Annotated in this window: 15 protein-coding genes; 8 read left to right on the top strand and 7 right to left on the bottom strand. The window is 72.0% G+C overall.

Translation table 11 applies throughout. From position 1 onward, the window contains the following. The first annotated feature begins 9 nt into the window (after window positions 1-9). Both JOF44_RS14375 and JOF44_RS14370 read left to right on the top strand, forming a co-directional pair. Window positions 10-261, top strand: coding sequence for a hypothetical protein (locus JOF44_RS14375; RefSeq protein ID WP_245348959.1), 252 nt, complete (start codon window positions 10-12; stop codon window positions 259-261). Continuing rightward, a complete protein-coding gene (locus JOF44_RS14370) occupies window positions 258-1118 on the top strand; it encodes a hypothetical protein (protein ID WP_209892776.1) in 861 nt (286 codons plus the stop codon). Before JOF44_RS14375 ends, JOF44_RS14370 begins: the two co-directional genes overlap by 4 nt. Here the strand turns inward: JOF44_RS14370 and JOF44_RS14365 are convergent. Genes JOF44_RS14365 through JOF44_RS14350 form a run of 4 tightly spaced genes read right to left on the bottom strand, consistent with a single transcriptional unit; the run spans window position 1115 to window position 5331 of the window. Further along, window positions 1115-1708: a hypothetical protein gene (locus JOF44_RS14365; protein WP_209892773.1), complete on the bottom strand. Its 594-nt coding sequence runs from the start codon at window positions 1706-1708 to the stop codon at window positions 1115-1117. The genes JOF44_RS14370 and JOF44_RS14365 overlap by 4 nt on opposite strands. Window positions 1709-1761: 53 nt before the next feature. After that, window positions 1762-3156, bottom strand: a complete 1395-nt coding sequence (locus JOF44_RS14360; protein ID WP_209892771.1) for an MBL fold metallo-hydrolase — start codon at window positions 3154-3156, stop codon at window positions 1762-1764. Window positions 3157-3213: 57 nt separating this feature from the next. Further along, entirely contained in the window at window positions 3214-4029 is an 816-nt protein-coding gene (locus tag JOF44_RS14355) for an alpha/beta hydrolase (RefSeq protein ID WP_209892768.1), read from the bottom strand. A gap of 54 nt (window positions 4030-4083) precedes the next feature. Then, window positions 4084-5331 carry an MFS transporter gene (locus JOF44_RS14350; RefSeq protein WP_209892765.1) on the bottom strand — a complete coding sequence of 416 codons (1248 nt, stop codon included), beginning with the start codon at window positions 5329-5331 and terminating at the stop codon, window positions 4084-4086. A gap of 216 nt (window positions 5332-5547) precedes the next feature. On the opposite strand from JOF44_RS14350, the gene JOF44_RS14345 reads away from it, so the two are divergent. Next, window positions 5548-7479: a solute carrier family 23 protein gene (locus JOF44_RS14345; RefSeq protein WP_209892762.1), complete on the top strand. Its 1932-nt coding sequence runs from the start codon at window positions 5548-5550 to the stop codon at window positions 7477-7479. Here the strand turns inward: JOF44_RS14345 and JOF44_RS14340 are convergent. Next, the gene (locus JOF44_RS14340) at window positions 7415-8557 is read right to left on the bottom strand and encodes a diacylglycerol/lipid kinase family protein (protein ID WP_209892759.1); all 1143 of its coding nucleotides are present in this window, start codon (window positions 8555-8557) and stop codon (window positions 7415-7417) included. The two genes, JOF44_RS14345 and JOF44_RS14340, sit on opposite strands and share 65 nt — an antisense overlap. Before the next feature lie 22 nt (window positions 8558-8579). Between JOF44_RS14340 and JOF44_RS14335 the strand changes: the two genes are divergently transcribed. Both JOF44_RS14335 and JOF44_RS14330 read left to right on the top strand, forming a co-directional pair. Continuing rightward, window positions 8580-9824 carry an AI-2E family transporter gene (locus JOF44_RS14335; RefSeq protein WP_209892757.1) on the top strand — a complete coding sequence of 415 codons (1245 nt, stop codon included), beginning with the start codon at window positions 8580-8582 and terminating at the stop codon, window positions 9822-9824. 87 nt (window positions 9825-9911) lie between these two features. Continuing rightward, a complete protein-coding gene (locus tag JOF44_RS14330; RefSeq protein ID WP_209892754.1) occupies window positions 9912-10841 on the top strand; it encodes a hypothetical protein in 930 nt (309 codons plus the stop codon). Window positions 10842-10917: 76 nt separating this feature from the next. On the opposite strand, the gene JOF44_RS14325 is transcribed toward JOF44_RS14330, so the two are convergent. Both JOF44_RS14325 and JOF44_RS14320 read right to left on the bottom strand, forming a co-directional pair. Then, window positions 10918-12504, bottom strand: a complete 1587-nt coding sequence (locus tag JOF44_RS14325; protein WP_209892752.1) for a solute symporter family protein — start codon at window positions 12502-12504, stop codon at window positions 10918-10920. Beyond that, window positions 12504-12935, bottom strand: a complete 432-nt coding sequence (locus JOF44_RS14320; protein WP_342591794.1) for a DUF485 domain-containing protein — start codon at window positions 12933-12935, stop codon at window positions 12504-12506. The genes JOF44_RS14325 and JOF44_RS14320 overlap by 1 nt, the downstream gene beginning before the upstream one ends. 335 nt (window positions 12936-13270) lie before the next feature. On the opposite strand from JOF44_RS14320, the gene JOF44_RS14315 reads away from it, so the two are divergent. From JOF44_RS14315 to JOF44_RS14305, 3 genes are all read left to right on the top strand, one after another. Further along, window positions 13271-13843 carry an NADPH-dependent FMN reductase gene (locus JOF44_RS14315; protein ID WP_209892746.1) on the top strand — a complete coding sequence of 191 codons (573 nt, stop codon included), beginning with the start codon at window positions 13271-13273 and terminating at the stop codon, window positions 13841-13843. Window positions 13844-13930: 87 nt separating this feature from the next. After that, the gene (locus tag JOF44_RS14310) at window positions 13931-14368 is read left to right on the top strand and encodes an OsmC family peroxiredoxin (protein WP_209892743.1); all 438 of its coding nucleotides are present in this window, start codon (window positions 13931-13933) and stop codon (window positions 14366-14368) included. Window positions 14369-14552: 184 nt separating this feature from the next. Then, on the top strand, window positions 14553-16223 hold the full coding sequence (locus tag JOF44_RS14305) for an HNH endonuclease signature motif containing protein (protein ID WP_209892740.1): 1671 nt from the start codon (window positions 14553-14555) through the stop codon (window positions 16221-16223). Window positions 16224-16326: the final 103 nt, after the last annotated feature.

Here is a 16326-nt window from a genome sequence, read left to right as displayed (position 1 = left end):
GGAGCACCGATGCAGGGTGATCCCTTCTGGGACCCGGTCGCCTTCTCCTGGCCCCTTCTGGGCATCTTCCTGGCCATCGCCCTCGTGCTGACGATCGGCTTCGTCCTGTGGTTGGTGCTGCAGCCGGACGAGCCCGATCACGACACCACCGATCTCGTCGACAAGGCCACCGAGCACGACCGCGACCGCGCGCGCACCGTCGGCCGTCGCCTCGACGCCGACTCCGGGCGGGCCGACGTCTCCGAGCCCGAACTCCGATGACGCCTCGTCGCCCCCTGGTGCGACGACGCGATCTCGCCGGACTCCTCGCCGCCTCCGGAACCGCCGCGCTCGCGGCGGGCTGCGGCAGGAGCCAGGTCCCCACCTCCGATGAAGTGCCCCGTGATCCCCTCGCCTCCCTGGACGAGGTCCGGTGGGACGGTCGCACCCTCGCCGACGTGCTCACCCTGCCGATCACCGGCGCCGCCGCCGATCTCGAGGCCTGGGCGGACCTCGGACCCGACGACGGCGCCGTCGACCCGGTCCGGCACGCGCTGACGGACTTCCTGGCGGGCGCCTACCTCTCCCCCGACGCCCTGCAGGGCCTGGACGATGCCGCGGCCCGGGCGCAGATCACCGCGGCAACCCCCAGCTACTGGCAGGACGTCCTGCGCCAGGCGTGGGACGGCGGGGAACGGCACCTGTACGCCTTCACCCTCGCCGAGAGCTTCGCGACCATCGGCCGGCCAGCCCTGGCGATGGACTGGTTCCGCGGGCAGCGGGACGGCACGGCGCTGCTCCTGCTGGGCGGCACCCTGGCCTGGTCGGTGCTGGACACGGACACCCATGCCGTCGGCGTGATCGCCTACCGGCTGGGCGTCGTCGCCGATCTCCGCCCCGACGGCCTGGCCTCGACCGCGACCATCCGGGTCACCATCCACGGCCTGGACGGCTGCGGCCTGCGCGAGCAGGGCGGCCTCGTCGTGCCCGCGCTCGGGGACGACGCCGAGCACCGCGCGGCACAGCAGGCCACGATGGACACCGTGATCGCCGCGCCGCGAATCCGACGCGAGGACCTCCTGGACCCCGCGTCCGCGGCGCTGAGCGGCGACGACGCCACGAACGTGATCTGCACCTAGCCCCGACCGGCCCCGTCCCGTCCCGCCCGACCCCGTCGGCCGATGCCGCGCAGGGCGTCCCAGCCGCGGCGCAGCAGGCTCGGCGGCGGCGCGGACAGCCGATCGCGCAGCTCGTCCAGGGCGGGCGCCTCGTGCAGGATGTGTCGTGCCCCGTCGCGCAGCGCCGGGTGGGGGCGGTGATCGGTGAGGTCCTGGGCGGAGACCTCCAGGGCGAAGGCGATCCGCGCTTCCCGGTGCCCGTCCCCGTCGATGACCACCTCGAGCGCCTCGGGCTGCGCCCCCATCTGACCGACGACCTCGGCACGCAGCCGAGCGAGCGCCGCGTCCAGACGGGCCGCCGTCCGCGGGTCCTCGCGCACGGACGGGCCCAGCGGCGTCGCCACCAGGTTGCCGCCGACGTCCAGCACCGCGTCGATCACCTCGTGGACCCCGGCCTCCTGCCCGCCCTCGTGCAGCGTGAGCTGCTGGAGGATGATCCGCAATGTGCCCCGGGAGCTGTGGGAGATCAGCAGGTCCCGGATCCGGGTGAGGACCTCCGGGCTCCCATCCCAGCGCACGTGCTCGCCGCCCGGCGGCTCCAGGGAGGTCATGGCGCGAGCGGGGTCATGACGCGGTCGGGGTCATGGCGCGGTGATCTCCCCGGTCACCGGCCGGCCTGCGCCCACTGCGACCAGCCGGCGTAGCTGCCCTGGAGCTCGGTGATGTCGTACCCGGCACGGCGCAGCGCGGCCGAGACCACCCCGGCGCGCAGACCCGACTGGCAGTACACGACGATCCGGCCGCCGGTGGGGAGCGTCTCGAGCTCCCACAGGGCGCGCCCGCCGTGCAGCTGCGCTGATCCCGGCACGGCGCCGTCGGCGTGCTCGTCGCGGCCGCGCACGTCCAGCAGCAGGTCGTGCTGGTGCGCGGAGAGGTCGGCGGGGGCGACGGTCTCGGGCACGAAGGAGGGCAGATCCGCCACCGAGGTGATGTAGCCGGCGACGGTGTCGATCCCGACCCGCAGCAGGTTGTCGCGCAGTTCCTCGGCCTGCTCCGCGTCGCGGGCCAGCAGGATCAGCGGGGTCCTCTCGTGCTCGGGGTCGTAGCTCCAGGCGGCGTAGGTGGAGCGGCTGGTGGCGGCGGGCACGGTCAGCGCGCCGACCACGGCCCCGCGGTGGACCTCGTCGAGGCTGCGGGTGTCCAGCAGCACGGCCCGCCCGTCGGTCAGCCGGCTCGCGGCGTCGTCGGGGGCGAGCTCGGCCAGCGGCTGGACCGGGCCGCGCAGGGCGGGCCCGTCGCGGTTCTGGCGCTTCATCCGCGCGAAGTAGGCGTGCGCCTCGGGCTGACCGTGCAGCAGACGGTCCACGAAGGCGTCCTCGTCGCCGGCCGCCACCAGCGGTGCCCACCAGGCGAAGCGCTTCTCGTAGCCGACGGTGGTGGAGGGGACGGCGCCGAGCGACTTCCCGCAGGCCGAGCCCGCGCCGTGGCCGGGGAAGACCAGCACATGGTCCGGCAGGGTCACGAAGCGGTCGCGCAGGGAGGCGAACATGGTGCGGGCGGAGTCCTCGCGGGTGTCCTCCCCGCCGGCGACCTCGTCGAGCAGGTCGGGGCGGCCCAGGTCCCCGGCGAAGATGAAATCGCCCGAGAGCAGGAAGCCCGGCTCGTCGGCCACGCCGCCGTCCGTGACCAGGTAGCTCAGGTGCTCCGGAGTGTGCCCGGGGGTGAACAGGGCGCGCAGGCGCACCTCGCCGACGACGATCTCGTCGCCGTCATGCAGCAGGTGGGCGTCGTAGCCGTAGGACCAGTCGGCGCCGCCGTGGCCGGAGACGTGGATGGTGGCGCCGGTGGCCGCGGCCAGCTCCCGGGTGCCGGAGAGGTAGTCGGCGTGGATGTGCGTCTCGGTCACGTCGGTGATCTCCAGGCCGTGCTTCGCGGCGAGGTCGAGGTAGACCTGCACATCACGGCGGGGGTCGACGACGACGGCGCGCTGGGCGTCGGTCGAGGCGATCAGGTAGCTGGCCTGGGCCAGGTCCGTGTCGTAGAGACGTTCGAGCAGCACGGCGTCCTCCTCGGGATGGTGGTGGGATGGGGCAGAGCGTGGAGGTCCGGCGCGGGATCAGGCGTTCGCGCGGAGGGTGAGGACGCGCCGGGCGGCCTCGATCTGGGTGCGGCGGGCGGCCTGGGCATCCGGGCCCTCGCCGGTGACCGCGACGGTGTGGCCCTGGCCGGGGATCTCGACGTACTCCACGTCGGTGCCGGCCTCGAGCAGGCCCGCGTGCAGGCGGCGGGAATCCGACAGGAGCTCGTCCTCTACGCCGGCGACCAGGTGCACGGGCGGCAGGGTGGCCAGGTCGCCGTGGATCGGGCTGAGGCGCGGGTCCTGCGAGGGCACGCCCCCGGCGTAGAGGCGGGCGGCGGCACGGCGCAGCTCGTCCTCGCCGTCGCGGCGGGCGGGCAGGTCCGTCCAGGGTGATTCGAGCATCAGCAGCGCGGGGCTGTCGGCGTGGCCCTGCGCCAGGGACTGGGCGACGGCGAGCGCGAGGCCGCCGCCGGCGCTGTCGCCGGAGAGCACCCAGCGACCGGGGCGCAGCAGGGACGCCTCGCCCATGCCGTCCAGGGCGGCCAGCACGTCCTCGACCGCGGTGGGGAAGGGATGCTTCGGGGCCAGCCGGTAGTGGATCATCGCGGTGGCGGCGCCGGCGCGTCGGCCCACCTCCTCGAGCCAGGACCAGTGGGCCTTCTGCTCCCCGGACACGTACGCGCCGCCGTGCAGGTGCACGATCGTGCCGGTCGCCGCCAGGTCCTGGTCGATCCAGGTCACGGGCACGCGACCGGGTCGGGCTCGGGTCACGCGGGTCGGGGCCGCGACGGAGCGCGACGGGGCGGAGGGGCGCTGGGATGCCAGGATGCGCAGCGTGCGGACGATGCTCATGAGAGCATCTTCGCACGATTCGCTGTGCAGGCCATGGCGCTGTTCCGCAGCACCTCAGGCGGTGAGCTCGTCATCGACCGTCCGCGGCAGCGCCGCGCGGTAGCCGAAGACGGCCAGGGCCAGCCCGGTCAGCGCCATGAATCCGAGCACCGCCGGGATCGATCCGGTCGTATCCAGCAGCGCACCGGCGGCGAGCGGTCCGATCGCGGCCAGCACGTAGCCGAACGGCTGGGCCATGCCGGACAACCGGGCGGTGACCCGCGGCGACCGGCTGCGGGCGGGGATCAGGGCGATCGCGGTGGGGAAGGCGAAGCCGCCGATCCCCAGGACGCACGCCCACAGCAGCGGGCTCACCCCTGGAGCCAGCCAGAAGCCGAGGTAGCCGGCGGTGGTGAGCAGCCCGAAGCCGCCCACCAGCCAGGGCAGATGACGGAACCGCGCGATGACGGTGGGCATGACCAGTCCGCCGACGATGCCCCAGCCCGAGACCACGGCCACGGTGATCCCCGCACGCGAGGGCGTCAGGCCGGAGGAGGTGAGGATCTGCGGGAGCATCCCGAACTGGGTGTACGCGTTCGTGGACTGCAGGCCGAACATGATCGTCAGCGCGATCGCCGTGCGCGAGCGCAGCAGGGAGCCGGGCAGGTCGCCGCTGGGCGGGGCGGGCGGGAAGTCGTGCCCGGTGCGGGTGAGCACGACGGCCCAGACGACGACGGGCAGCACGGCGAGCAGCCCCCAGAACTGCAGCGAGTCGCGCCAGCCGTCGGTCGCGGACCCGGCCAGCGGCACGGCCAGCGCCGCCCCGGCGGAGCCGCCGACCGCCAGCACCACGCTGTACAGGGTCATCCAGCCGACGGTGCGGGAGCCGCCGTGCTGCTTGATCCAGGCCGGCACCACGACGTTGCCGAGCGCGGGTCCGACCAGGACCAGCAGCGACAGGGCCACGAACGCCCCGAAGCCCCCGGCGGCGGGCCGCAGCAGCAGTCCGACGGCGACCAGCACGAAGGAGGCGACGACGGTGCCGGTCAGCCCCACCCGGCGCGAGATCGGCACGGCGAAGAAGCCGAGGATCCCGAAGGCCAGGGGCGGCAGCGCGGTCAGCAGCCCGGAGGCGATCGCGCCCTGGCCGTACGCGCCGACGATGTCCTCCATCAGCGGTCCGACGCTGGTGGCCCCGGGACGCAGGTTCAGCGCGACGAGGCCGACGGCGAGGATCCCGAGCAGGCCGCCGACGGCGACGGCGCGCGAGGGCGCGGACCCCTTCGCGGGCGGCGGGGTGCTCGGGCTCGACCTGGTGCTCACCGGTCCCTTCTACACCCCTCCTGACGGAAGGGCCATCCCGTGCCCCGTGTGTCACGGGTCCGGCCATGATCGAGGTGGTCTGCCTCTCGTTCGGGGACGGTCCGGGGCCGATCCGCGGTCCTGGACATCTCCGTCGGCCGCGCGGCATCTACTGTGGTGCGCGGCCTCCTCCGCGCAGACCCCGCTGCGTGATCCGCCCGGCTCCCAAGGATCCCCATGACCACCGCCTCCCCCGCTCTCGAGACGCCCCGTCCGCATCCTGTGGACCAGGTGCCCCCTCCCGGCCGGCTCACCGTGCTGTCGATCCAGCACGTGCTGGCCTTCTACGCGGGGGCGGTGATCGTGCCGCTGCTGATCGCCTCGGGGCTCGGGCTGACGGCCCAGCAGACGATCCACCTGATCAACGCGGACCTGTTCACCTGCGGCATCGCGACGCTGATCCAGTCGGTGGGCTTCTGGAAGGTGGGCGTGCGCCTGCCGATCATCCAGGGTGTGACCACCACGGCGGTCAGCCCGATCATCGCGATCGGTCTGGCCGCGACCGGCGGCGAGGGCGGCGCCGAGGGTCTGCCGATGATCTACGGCTCGATCATCGTCGCGGGCCTGTTCACCTTCCTGGTCGCCCCGTACTTCGCGAGGATCCTGCACTTCTTCCCGCCGGTGGTGATCGGCACCGTGCTGACCACCATGGGCATCACGCTGCTGGGCGTCTCCGCCGGGGACATCACGGGCTACGCCGAGGGCGTCCCGGCCACCCGCGACATCCTCTACGCGCTGGGCACCTTGGGGATCATCGTGCTGGTGCAGCGGTTCTTCCGCGGATTCCTGGGCACCATCGCCGTGCTGCTGGGCCTGGTGATCGGCACGGCCGTGGCGCTGATCCTGGGCGACACCTCCTTCAGCGGGGTCACCGAGGCCTCCGCCGTCGGGGTCACCACGCCCTTCTACTTCGGCATGCCCACCTTCTCCGTCACCGCGATCGTCTCGATGATCATCGTCATGCTGATCACGATGGTCGAGACCACCGGGGACGTCTTCGCCGCCGGGGAGATCGTCGGCAAACGGATCCGCCCGACGAACATCTCCCGGGCGATCCGGGCCGACGGCCTCTCGACCCTGCTGGGCGGCGTGCTGAACTCCTTCCCGTACACCTGCTTCGCGCAGAACATCGGCCTGGTGCGCCTGACCCGCGTGAAGTCCCGCTGGGTGGTGGCCGGGGCCGGCGTGATCATGATCGTGCTCGGTGTGCTGCCCAAGGCCGGGGCCGTGGTCGCCGCGATCCCCTCCCCCGTGCTCGGCGGCGCCTCGCTGGCGCTGTTCGCCTCGGTGGCGCTGGTGGGCATCCAGACCCTGTCGAAGGTCGACCTCACCGACAACCGCAACTCTGTCGTCGTCGGCACCTCGCTGGGCCTGGCGATGCTGGTCAGCTTCAAGCCGGACATCGCCGGGGTGTTCCCGGCGTGGGCGCAGGTGTTCGTCTCCTCCGGCGTGACCGTCGGCGCGATCAGCGCGATCGTGCTGAACCTGGTGTTCTTCCACCTGGGGTCGCAGCGCGGCTCGATGGTCACCACCACCGCCGCCGGCGAGCGCATCGGCATCACCGAGGTGGGCGAGATGGACCGCGAGACCTTCGTGACCACCTTCGGCTCCCTGTTCAACGGCGCCACCTGGCCGCTCGAGCGCGCCTGGGAGTCGCGGCCGTTCGAGGACGCCCCGGCCCTGCGCACCGCGATCGAGGACGCGGTGCTGTCCGCGGACCGCTCCGAGCAGGATGCGCTGGTGGCCAGCTACCCGGACATGGCCACGCTGGTGACGGCCGACGAGGAGCAGGCCGGCGCCATCAGCCAGGACGTGGGCTCCTTCGCCCTGGAGAACCTCACCGACGAGGACGTCGAGGCGGTGCGGGACCTCTCGGCCCGCTACGCCGAGAGGTTCTCGATGCCTTTCGTCGCCTACCTGGGCCGCACCGACACCTTCGCGAAGATCATCGCCGACGGCGTGCGCCGCCTGGACCACTCCGTGGAGCACGAGCGCCGGGTGGCGCTGACCGAGGTCGCCGAGATCGCCGGGGACCGCTTCGGGATCATGGTGGCCGACGCGAATCCCGTCGGCTCCGCCTGGGCGCGGAAGTTCGAGTCCCTGCAGTGAGGTCCCGCGCAATGAGGTCCGGCGCAATGAGGTCCGGCGCGATGAGGTCCGGCGGGGGCACCTGACCGGGATCGTCCCCCTCCCGGTCGTCGTCCTCCTCCCGCCCGGCATCGATGCACACCCGCAGGGCATGGTGATGGAGGCTGATCCGGGCCGTGCGCGCGAGGCCCACGCTGTCGCCGTCGAGCTGCACGCCGTAGGGGATCGCGAAGCGGACCTCGAACCGTCGCCCCTGGGCATAGGCCAGGGCGCGCAGGCCGGGCGCGAGACGCATCATCCCCCGGCCTAACCGGGACCGGTGGGCGACCCCCTGGACCGTCAGGCGCGTCCCGATCCGCGCCCACCCGATCCGGCGGGCGGGCCGCAGCATGACCACGTCGAGGAGGCCGTCGTCGAGAGCGGCGGCGGGCAGCAGGAGCATGCCTCCGGTGAGCGTGCCGCAGTTCCCGATGATCACGGTGTGGGCACGCGCCGTCCTGAGGGGTCCGCCGTCGACCCGGTACCTCAGGTCCAATGGCCGGTTCGCGAGCACCGACCGGGCGATCGGCGGCACGTACGCCAGCCAGCCGAGGAAGCGCTTCGAGCGGGAGCTCGTGGTCCGCGCCATCTCCGCGTCCAGGCCGATGCCCGCCATGACCAGGAAGATCTCCGTGCTCCGCGTCCCCTCCTCGTCCTCGAACTCGACGACCCCGACGTCGACGGGTCGTGTCCCCCCGCTGAAGGCCACCTCGACGGCCGCGGTGACGTCCCCCAGGGGCAGACCGAGGTTGCGGGCCAGGAGGTTGCCGGTGCCGAAGGGCAGAAGGGCGAGCGGTGTCCCGCTCCCGAGAACGACACCGGCGACGGCGCGGGTCGTCCCGTCCCCGCCCGCGACGAGGAGGACCGACGGGTTCCCCGCGAGCGCTCGCTCCGCCGCGCTGCGCCCCGAGTCGTCCCGAGCAGTCGCGAACCACTCGGTCGCGGCCCAGGCGTGCAGGCGCTCGTGCTCCTCGACGGCGCTGCGCACCCGGTCCAGCGGGACGGTGACCGGGTTGTAGATGACGGCGGCGTGATCGGGGCGAGGCCTCTCGGGCGACATGCGTGAAGCGTAATCTCTGGCCATGTCCACTCCATCGCGCCCCGACCCACCGGGCCTCTGGGCCGACTCCCTGGGCCGGGCCAGCATCCGCTGCGCCCAGTTCCTGCTCGTCGCCGCCGTCGTCGGCGGTCTGCTGTGGATCCTGATGCGTGTCGGGATCGTGGTGGTGGCCACGCTCGTGGCGCTCATCCTCGCCTCCGCGGTCTACCCGTTGGTGGGCTGGCTGGTCCGCCGGCGCTGGTCCCGACTGCTGGCCACCCTCGCCGCGTTCCTGAGCACCCTGATCCTGCTGGGCGGGGTGGTCACCGGGATCGTCTTCGCCGTCCGCAGCGAGTGGGATGAGTTGTCCGCCTCGGCCGTCGGCGGCTGGGACGAGCTCCAGCGCTTCCTGAAGACCGGACCGATCCCCGTCGACACCGCGTCCGTCGACTCCGCGCTGCAGAAAGTCACCGGCTTCGTGACCAGCGGGACGTTCCTCGGCGGCGCGTTGAGCGGACTCGGCGTCGCCACCGGGTTCGTCACCGGCGCCGTCCTCATGATCGTCGTGCTGTTCTTCTTCCTCAAGGACGGCCCGCTGCTGTGGAACTTCACGCTGCGGTGGTTCCACGGCACGACCCGCGCCAAGCTGGCCGAGTCCGGTGACCGGGCCGTCCAGCTCCTCGGCGGGTACGTGCGCGGCACCGCCGCTGTCGCGGCGGTCGACGCCGTGTTCATCGGAGTGCCGCTGGCGATCCTCGGCGTGCCGCTCGCGCTGCCCCTGGCGGTGATCGTCTTCGTCGGCGCCTTCGTCCCGATCGTCGGCGCCTCCGTCGCGGGCACCCTGGCCGCCCTGGTGGCGCTGGTGACGAGCGGGCCCCTCATCGCCCTCGTCGTGATCGCCGTCGTCGTCGCGGTCAATCAGCTCGAGAGCAACCTGCTCCAGCCCCTCGTCATGGGACGCGCCCTGAGCCTCCACTCCCTCGTGGTGCTGCTGGCCCTGGCCGTCGGCACGATCGTGAGCGGCTTCTTCGGAGCCATCCTCGCCGTGCCCCTGACCGCCGTGGCCTGGTCGGTGATCCAGGTATGGACCGACACCTACCAGGTCGGGGACGACCCCGTGCTCGGACAGGATCCGCTCTCCGCGCGCAACCGTGCGTCGTCGAAGGCCAGCATCACGGAGCGCTGGAAGTATCAGCGGATGCGCCGAAGCACCGCGAAGGCCGGCGAGGCGGCTCCCGTCGACGCCGATGAGGAGCCGGAGCACGGATCCGAACCGCGGGAGGGATGACCGGAGGACGGACGTCGGTCCCGGCGGCACGGTCGCTCCCGTCCGGCACCGGTGGTCTTCGCCCAGACCCCAGAGTAACGTCAGGGCATGGAACCGATCCCGCGTCATTGGGCCGCCGTCCGTGAGGTCAGATCCCTCCCGGATGGCCGCGAGCTCGACCTCACCGTCCACGGCTCCTCGGACGATTCGCCCGAGGACGCCCAGCGCGACGCCCGCGAGCGCCTGGAACGACTCGTGGCCGCGGGTGGCCCTCGTCCCGTCGGCCACCACGACCAGGAGTACTACCCTGATCGACGCCTGCCGGAGGAGCTGCTGCAGGAGGTCCGCTCCCCCGAGGGCGAGCTGATCGGCGCGATCACCCGCAATCGCTACGGGGCCGCCGTACTGAACACCGATGCGGTGCTGGTCAGCGACGTCGACCTGGTCGAGGAGACGGGACGCGACCGCCCGCCGAGCGCACGCGTCGGCCTGCTCTCGCGCCTGTTCGGAAGCGGTTCGGAGTCCGCCCCCGATGACGAGCGCGACCCGGACTCCTTCGGCCTGCAGGGTCCCGGCCCGCGCGGGGAGCACCACGGACGCACCGTGGCCCAGATCGATGACTTCATCCGGCGCCATCCCGAGCTCGGGGTGCGCACCTACCGCACCCGCAACGGCTTCCGCCTGCTGATCACGGGAAGCGGCGCCGCCCCGGGCAGCGACCGCGCCCGCGAGCTGATGGGCGAGGTGCGCAGCGATGAGCTGTACATGCTGCTGTGCCGGGTCCACGACACCTTCCGGGCGCGGCTGACCCCGAAGCCGTGGCGGATCCACGTCGAGCCCTTCCGCGATCTCGGCTCCCGCACCGCGGCCGACGACATCCACCGCCAGTGGGTGGAGCACTACCGGGCCGCCTCCGCCGATGTCGCCGTCTGCCGCCTGCTCGGGGCCACCGGCCCTGCGCCGACCGCGCTCGAGCAACAGATCATCGACCTGCACGACCGGGCGGTGCGACCGGAGTCGGGCCTGCGTCTGGCCTGATCCTGTCGCACCGCCTCGGGCCGCACCGCCCGGGTCACCCCGCATCGGGGCTCGCCGGGCCGCACCGCGCCGGGGCTCAGTGGTCGACGGTCGCCTTCTCGGAGCCGGCCCCGGTCATGGAGCGGACCTCCATCTCGGCCTGCTTGAGCTCGTTGCTCTCCGAGGAGGTCACCGAGCCCAGCCAGCCGAGGAAGAAGCCCAGCGGCACCGAGATGAGCGCCGGGTTCGTCAGCGGGAACCAGGCGAAGTCCAGCCCCGGGATCATCGCGTCCTCGGCCCCGGAGACCACCGGGGAGAAGGCGATCAGGAACAGGGCGCTGAACAGGCCGCCGTAGATGCTCCACAGGGACCCGCGGGTGTTGAACCGCTTCCAGTACAGGGAGTACAGGATCGAGGGCAGGTTCGCGCTGGCGGCGATCGCGAAGGCGAGGGAGACCAGGAAGGCGACGTTCTGCTCGGCGGCGAGGATGCCGCCGACGATCGAGATCGCCCCGATCACCAGCGCGGTGCGCCGGGCGACCTTGATCTCCGTCTTCGGATCCGCCTCGCCGTGCTTGATGACGCCGTTGTAGATGTCGTGCGCGAAGGACGCCGAGGCGGTGATCGTCAGCCCGGCCACGACGGCCAGGATCGTCGCGAACGCCACCGCGGAGATGATGGCCATCAGCACGGTGCCGCCGACCGCGTAGGCGAGCGCCGGCGCGGCGGAGTTCGACCCGCCGGGCAGGCCCCCGATGACGTCGACCCCGACCATGTAGGCGGCGCCGAACCCGAGCACCAGGGTGCACAGGTAGAAGAAGCCGATCAGGGCGATCGCCCAGACCACCGAGCGTCGGGCCTCCTTCGCCGTGGGAACGGTGTAGAAGCGCATCAGCACGTGCGGCAGCCCGGCGGCGCCGAACACCAGCGCGATCGCGAGGGAGACGAAGCCCAGCTTGGAGGACCCCGAGCCGCCGTACTTGAGCATCGGCTCGAGGATGGCGGTGCCGTCGGGATGGGAATCCACGGCCCGGCCCAGCACGGCGGAGAGGTCGAAGCCGTTCAGGGCGAGGATCCACACGGTGGTGACGGCGACGGCGGTGATCAGCAGGACGGCCTTGATGATCTGGACCCAGGTGGTGCCCTTCATGCCGCCGATCAGCACGTAGAGGATCATCACCACGCCCACCACGGCGATCACGATCGACTGCCCCACGCGACCCTCGATGCCGATCAGCAGGGACACCAGGGCGCCGGCGCCGGCCATCTGGGCCAGCAGGTAGAAGAAGGTGACGGCGAGGGTCGAGGTCGCGGCGGCGGTGCGCACGGGACGCTGCCGCATCCGGAAGCTGAGGACGTCGGCCATCGTGTACTTGCCGGTGTTGCGCAGCGGTTCGGCGACCAGCAGCAGCGCGACCAGCCACGCCACCAGGAAGCCGACGGAGTACAGCAGTCCGTCGTAGCCGTAGAGGGCGACGGCGCCGACGATGCCGAGGAACGAGGCGGCAGAGAGGTAGTCGCCGGCGATGGCGATGCCGTTCTGCCGGCCGGAGAAGGCGCGGCCGCCGTGGTAGAAGTCGCTGGCCTTCGTGGTCGTCCGCGAGACGCGGATGACGACGATCAGGGTGACGACGACGAAGACGAGGAAGATCGCGATGTTCAGGACCGGGTTGCCGAACTCCATCAGTTCGCCCCTTCCAGCTCGTCGCGGATCCGGGTGGAGATCGGATCCAGCGAGCGGTTCGCGTGGCGGATGTACAGCCAGGTGATCAGGAAGGTCATGAGGAACTGGCTGAGCCCCAGGATGATCCCGAGGTTGAGGTTGCCGATCACCTGGAGGGACATGAAGCCCTCGGCGTAGGTGGACAGCAGCACGTAGGCCAGGTACCAGACCAGGAAGGCGATGGTCATCGGGATCGCGAAGCCGCGGAAGCTGCGGCGCAGCTGGGTGAACTCCTCCGAGCTCTGCACGGTGCGGAACGTTTCAGGACTGATCTCGTCGGACGGGATCTGATCGGGCGGGATCTGATCGGGCTGGGCCTGATCGGGCTGGGCCTGATCGGGATCGACCCGGTCCGGCGCGGGACCATCCGGTCCCGGGGAGGGGGTGGTCACAGGGCACAACTCCTTCGTTCTGCTCGGCCCCGGCATGATGGGGAAACCCGGGGCGTGGGGCGACCGTAGCAGTGGTGATGGGGCCCACACCTCGCGTTCGTGCGGTCGACATCGCCGTCCTTCCGGGCACCCGCGACCCGGCAGACGGGACTTTCGGGCGAGGCGTGCAGGTCGTCCCGCGCCTGCTCGCGAGATTTTCGACCCTCCGGGCTCTCGACGGTTCCCGGCGTGTCCCGGGCATGTCGCGACGATCCGGACGCACCAGGGGCACGGCGGTCGTGCCATGCTCAGGACGACGGCGCCCTGCGGCGCGCCCCGACCACGAAGGAGAATTCATGAGGCTCGGCATCATCATCGGTTCGGTCCGCGACGGTCGCTTCGGCGAGGGCGTCGCGCAGTGGTTCATCCCCCTCGCGCAGGAGAGTGCGGCCGCGGCCGGGGACGAGGTCAGCATCGAGGTCATCGACCTGAAGGACTTCGACCTGCCCGTGCTGACCTCCGCGACCGTCCCGGGAGCGGCGAACAAGCAGTACGTCGACGAGAGGGTCCAGCGCTGGAGCGCGGCGATCGACGCCTGCGACGGCTTCGTGTTCATCACCCCGGAGTACAACCACGGGGTGCCCGGCGGCTTCAAGAACGCCTTCGACTCCCTCGGCTCGGAGTGGGCCGAGAAGCCGGTCGCCTTCGTCTCCTACGGCGCGGAGAAGGGGATCAGGTCGGTCGAGCACTGGCGGGCCATCGTCTCGAACTTCCACATGGTCGACGTGCGCACCCAGCTGGCCTTCTCGGTCTTCGAGGACGTCGACGAGCAGGGCTCCGTCGCGCCGACGGACTCCCACGCCGATCGGGCCCGGGCTCTGGTCGGCGACCTGATCAGCATCACCGGCCGTCTGGTCACGACCCGCTGAAGGTCCCTGCCGCCGCCGACGGAACCGCGTTACCGTGGCCAGGAGCGCGGCCACGGTCGTGGTCGGCTCCCCATCCGAGGAGGAGATATGCCCCGCACCGTCATCAGCACTGCGAGCACGACCTGGCAGGGAGACCTGCCCTCCGGAAACGGCACCACCACTCTCGGGACGTCCCAGCTGGGCTCCTTCCCGGTCAACTGGAAGGCCCGCGCCGAGGAGGGCGAGAAGGGCACGACCTCGCCCGAAGAGCTCCTCGGCGCCGCCCACGCCACCTGCTACGCGATGGCGTTCTCGAACGGCCTGGCGGAGAACGGCACGCCGCCGACCTCGGTCGACAGCTCCGCGAAGGTCTCCTTCAACATCGGCGAAGGCGGCATCACCGGCATCGAGCTGACCGTGAAGGCGGTCGTCGAGGACCTCGACGAGGCGGACTTCCAGCGCCTCGCCGAGGACGCGAAGCAGAACTGCCCGGTCTCCCAGGCGCTGAAGGGCGTGGACATCACCCTGAACGCCACCCTGGCCTGATCGACGCGCTGTGAGCCGGCGGACGACGGGAGATCAGGCCACGGATCGAGCCTGAGCTTCCCGGCGCACGGCCCGTGCGGCACCACCGGACCCGGACGTCCTGGTGCCGTGCGGGCCGTCGTCTGTCGGACCCACCTGGTGCACTGGGACCACAATCCCGATCACCAGCCGGTTGGAGACGACGATGACTCTCACCCCGATCACCCCGAACGCCGCGAACACCCCCGGACCTGCCGAGCCCGACCCGCCGGACCCGCCGGGCCCGCCCGATCCGCCTGCCCCGCTCACGCGCCCGGAGGCCGAGTCCCTCGGGCAGAGCATCCAGCAGCAGGCCGCGGCCATCGCCGCCGCCACCTGTGAGTTCCTGCTGATGATCAGCGACTTCGAAGCGCGCGACGGCGTGGGCTGGTTCGTCGGCCTCAAATCGACCGCGCACTGGCTCTCCTGGGCATGCTCCATGTCCCCCGGCGCCGCCCGGGAGCACGTCCGGGTGGCGCGGGCGCTGCGATCGATGCCGCAGACGGTGGCCGAGTTCCGCGCAGGGCGCCTGTCCTACTCGAAGGTCCGCGAGATCACCCGGGTCGCCGACCGCGTCGACGAGGCCGTGCTCGTCGACTTCGCCCGGTCCATGACCGCGTCGCAGCTCGCCCTCACCATCTCCTCCTTCCGCGCGGTCGACGGCAGCCGGCTCGGCCAGGACGCTGTGCGTCAGGCCCGCTGGCAGGTCCGGGACGACGGGATGGTCGAGATCCGCGCGGTGCTGCCGGCGGAGATGGGCGCCGAGCTGGTCACGGCGCTGGATCTGGCTCTCACCCGCGACGGGAACGCCCCCGCGGCCGTCGAGCCCGAGACCGCTCCGGACCGTCCGAACGGGACCGCCGATGGGGGCAGGGCGGCCGCGACCGACGAAACAGATACGACCGGAGGCGCGTCGCACGAGGACGACGCCACCGAGCCCGCCGAGACGGACCCCGCCACCGTCCGCGCCGCCGAGATCACCACCATGCCCAGCCTCGAGCAGCGCAGGGCCGACGCTCTCCTCTCCCTCGCCCGCACGTTCCTCGACGCTGAGCCCGACGATCGTTCCGGCGAGGATCGCCATCTGGTGGTCGTCGAGGTCAGCGCGGAAACTCTCCCCCGAGACGTTCCCGCGGGAACGCCTCCGCAGTCGATGGCCGCCCCGACCTCCCCGGACGTTCCCGCGGGAACGTCCCAGCGCTGCGGAGTGCTCGGGATGGGCCCGCTGGAGGCCCGCACCGCCGAACGCCTCGCGTGCACCGGGAAGGTGGCCGTCACGATCACCGATGCCGGCGGCGAGATCCTCCATCTGGGCAGGTCACGACGACTGGCCACCCGGGGCCAGCGCCGTGCCCTGCGCCTGCGCGACACCGTCTGCTCCTTCCCCGGCTGCCACCAGAGCCGGCACCTCGACGCCCACCACATCGTTCCCTGGTCCGAAGGCGGCCCCACCGACATCGAAGGGCTCGCTCTGCTGTGCCGCCGACACCACGTGATGGTCCATGAGGGCGGTCTGCACCTGGCGCTCGATACCGGCTCCGCGGCTCCGCATCACCGACGCTTCCAGGTGCTCGACGCCGACGGGCACCTCGTCCAGGCGCGCTGGCCCGCCATGCTCGAGCACCTCGCCCTGCGACCCGACACCAGCGAGGACGGGGCCACCGACCCGATGGGCCCGGCGCGCGCCGAGCAGGCGAGCGAACAGCACCCGGGTGCCCGGCACCCTGATGCCCCGGCGGACCCCGAACGGATCGCCTCCACCACCGGTGGCGCAGGTTTCCGGCTCGCGGACTGTGTGGACGCCCTCTGCCAGAACGTGGTGGAGCTCGCCGCCTGACGATGAGGGTGACAGGGCTGCAGCTCTGCGTGGCCCCGCCCGATGGCCCGCCCCGTCCCATGACCTCGCCTGGTGGCCCCGCCCGGTCGTCACTCCCTGCCGC

It is taken from the genome of Brachybacterium fresconis (assembly GCF_017876515.1).
GTDB classification, from domain to species: domain Bacteria; phylum Actinomycetota; class Actinomycetes; order Actinomycetales; family Dermabacteraceae; genus Brachybacterium; species Brachybacterium fresconis.
The sequence above is the reverse complement of the archived record's forward strand: the minus strand, read 5'-3'. Positions and strand labels throughout refer to the sequence as shown.

What these genes read in the sequence shown, in the direction of transcription:
- JOF44_RS14375 (WP_245348959.1), top strand. Translation starts at nt 10, where the DNA reads ATGCAGGGTGATCCCTTCTGGGACCCGGTCGCCTTCTCCTGGCCCCTT.
- JOF44_RS14370 (WP_209892776.1), top strand. Translation starts at nt 258, where the DNA reads ATGACGCCTCGTCGCCCCCTGGTGCGACGACGCGATCTCGCCGGACTC.
- JOF44_RS14365 (WP_209892773.1), bottom strand. Translation starts at nt 1,708, where the DNA reads ATGACCTCCCTGGAGCCGCCGGGCGGCGAGCACGTGCGCTGGGATGGG.
- JOF44_RS14355 (WP_209892768.1), bottom strand. Translation starts at nt 4,029, where the DNA reads ATGAGCATCGTCCGCACGCTGCGCATCCTGGCATCCCAGCGCCCCTCC.
- JOF44_RS14345 (WP_209892762.1), top strand. Translation starts at nt 5,548, where the DNA reads ATGACCACCGCCTCCCCCGCTCTCGAGACGCCCCGTCCGCATCCTGTG.
- JOF44_RS14340 (WP_209892759.1), bottom strand. Translation starts at nt 8,557, where the DNA reads ATGTCGCCCGAGAGGCCTCGCCCCGATCACGCCGCCGTCATCTACAAC.
- JOF44_RS14335 (WP_209892757.1), top strand. Translation starts at nt 8,580, where the DNA reads ATGTCCACTCCATCGCGCCCCGACCCACCGGGCCTCTGGGCCGACTCC.
- JOF44_RS14330 (WP_209892754.1), top strand. Translation starts at nt 9,912, where the DNA reads ATGGAACCGATCCCGCGTCATTGGGCCGCCGTCCGTGAGGTCAGATCC.
- JOF44_RS14325 (WP_209892752.1), bottom strand. Translation starts at nt 12,504, where the DNA reads ATGGAGTTCGGCAACCCGGTCCTGAACATCGCGATCTTCCTCGTCTTC.
- JOF44_RS14315 (WP_209892746.1), top strand. Translation starts at nt 13,271, where the DNA reads ATGAGGCTCGGCATCATCATCGGTTCGGTCCGCGACGGTCGCTTCGGC.
- JOF44_RS14310 (WP_209892743.1), top strand. Translation starts at nt 13,931, where the DNA reads ATGCCCCGCACCGTCATCAGCACTGCGAGCACGACCTGGCAGGGAGAC.
- JOF44_RS14305 (WP_209892740.1), top strand. Translation starts at nt 14,553, where the DNA reads ATGACTCTCACCCCGATCACCCCGAACGCCGCGAACACCCCCGGACCT.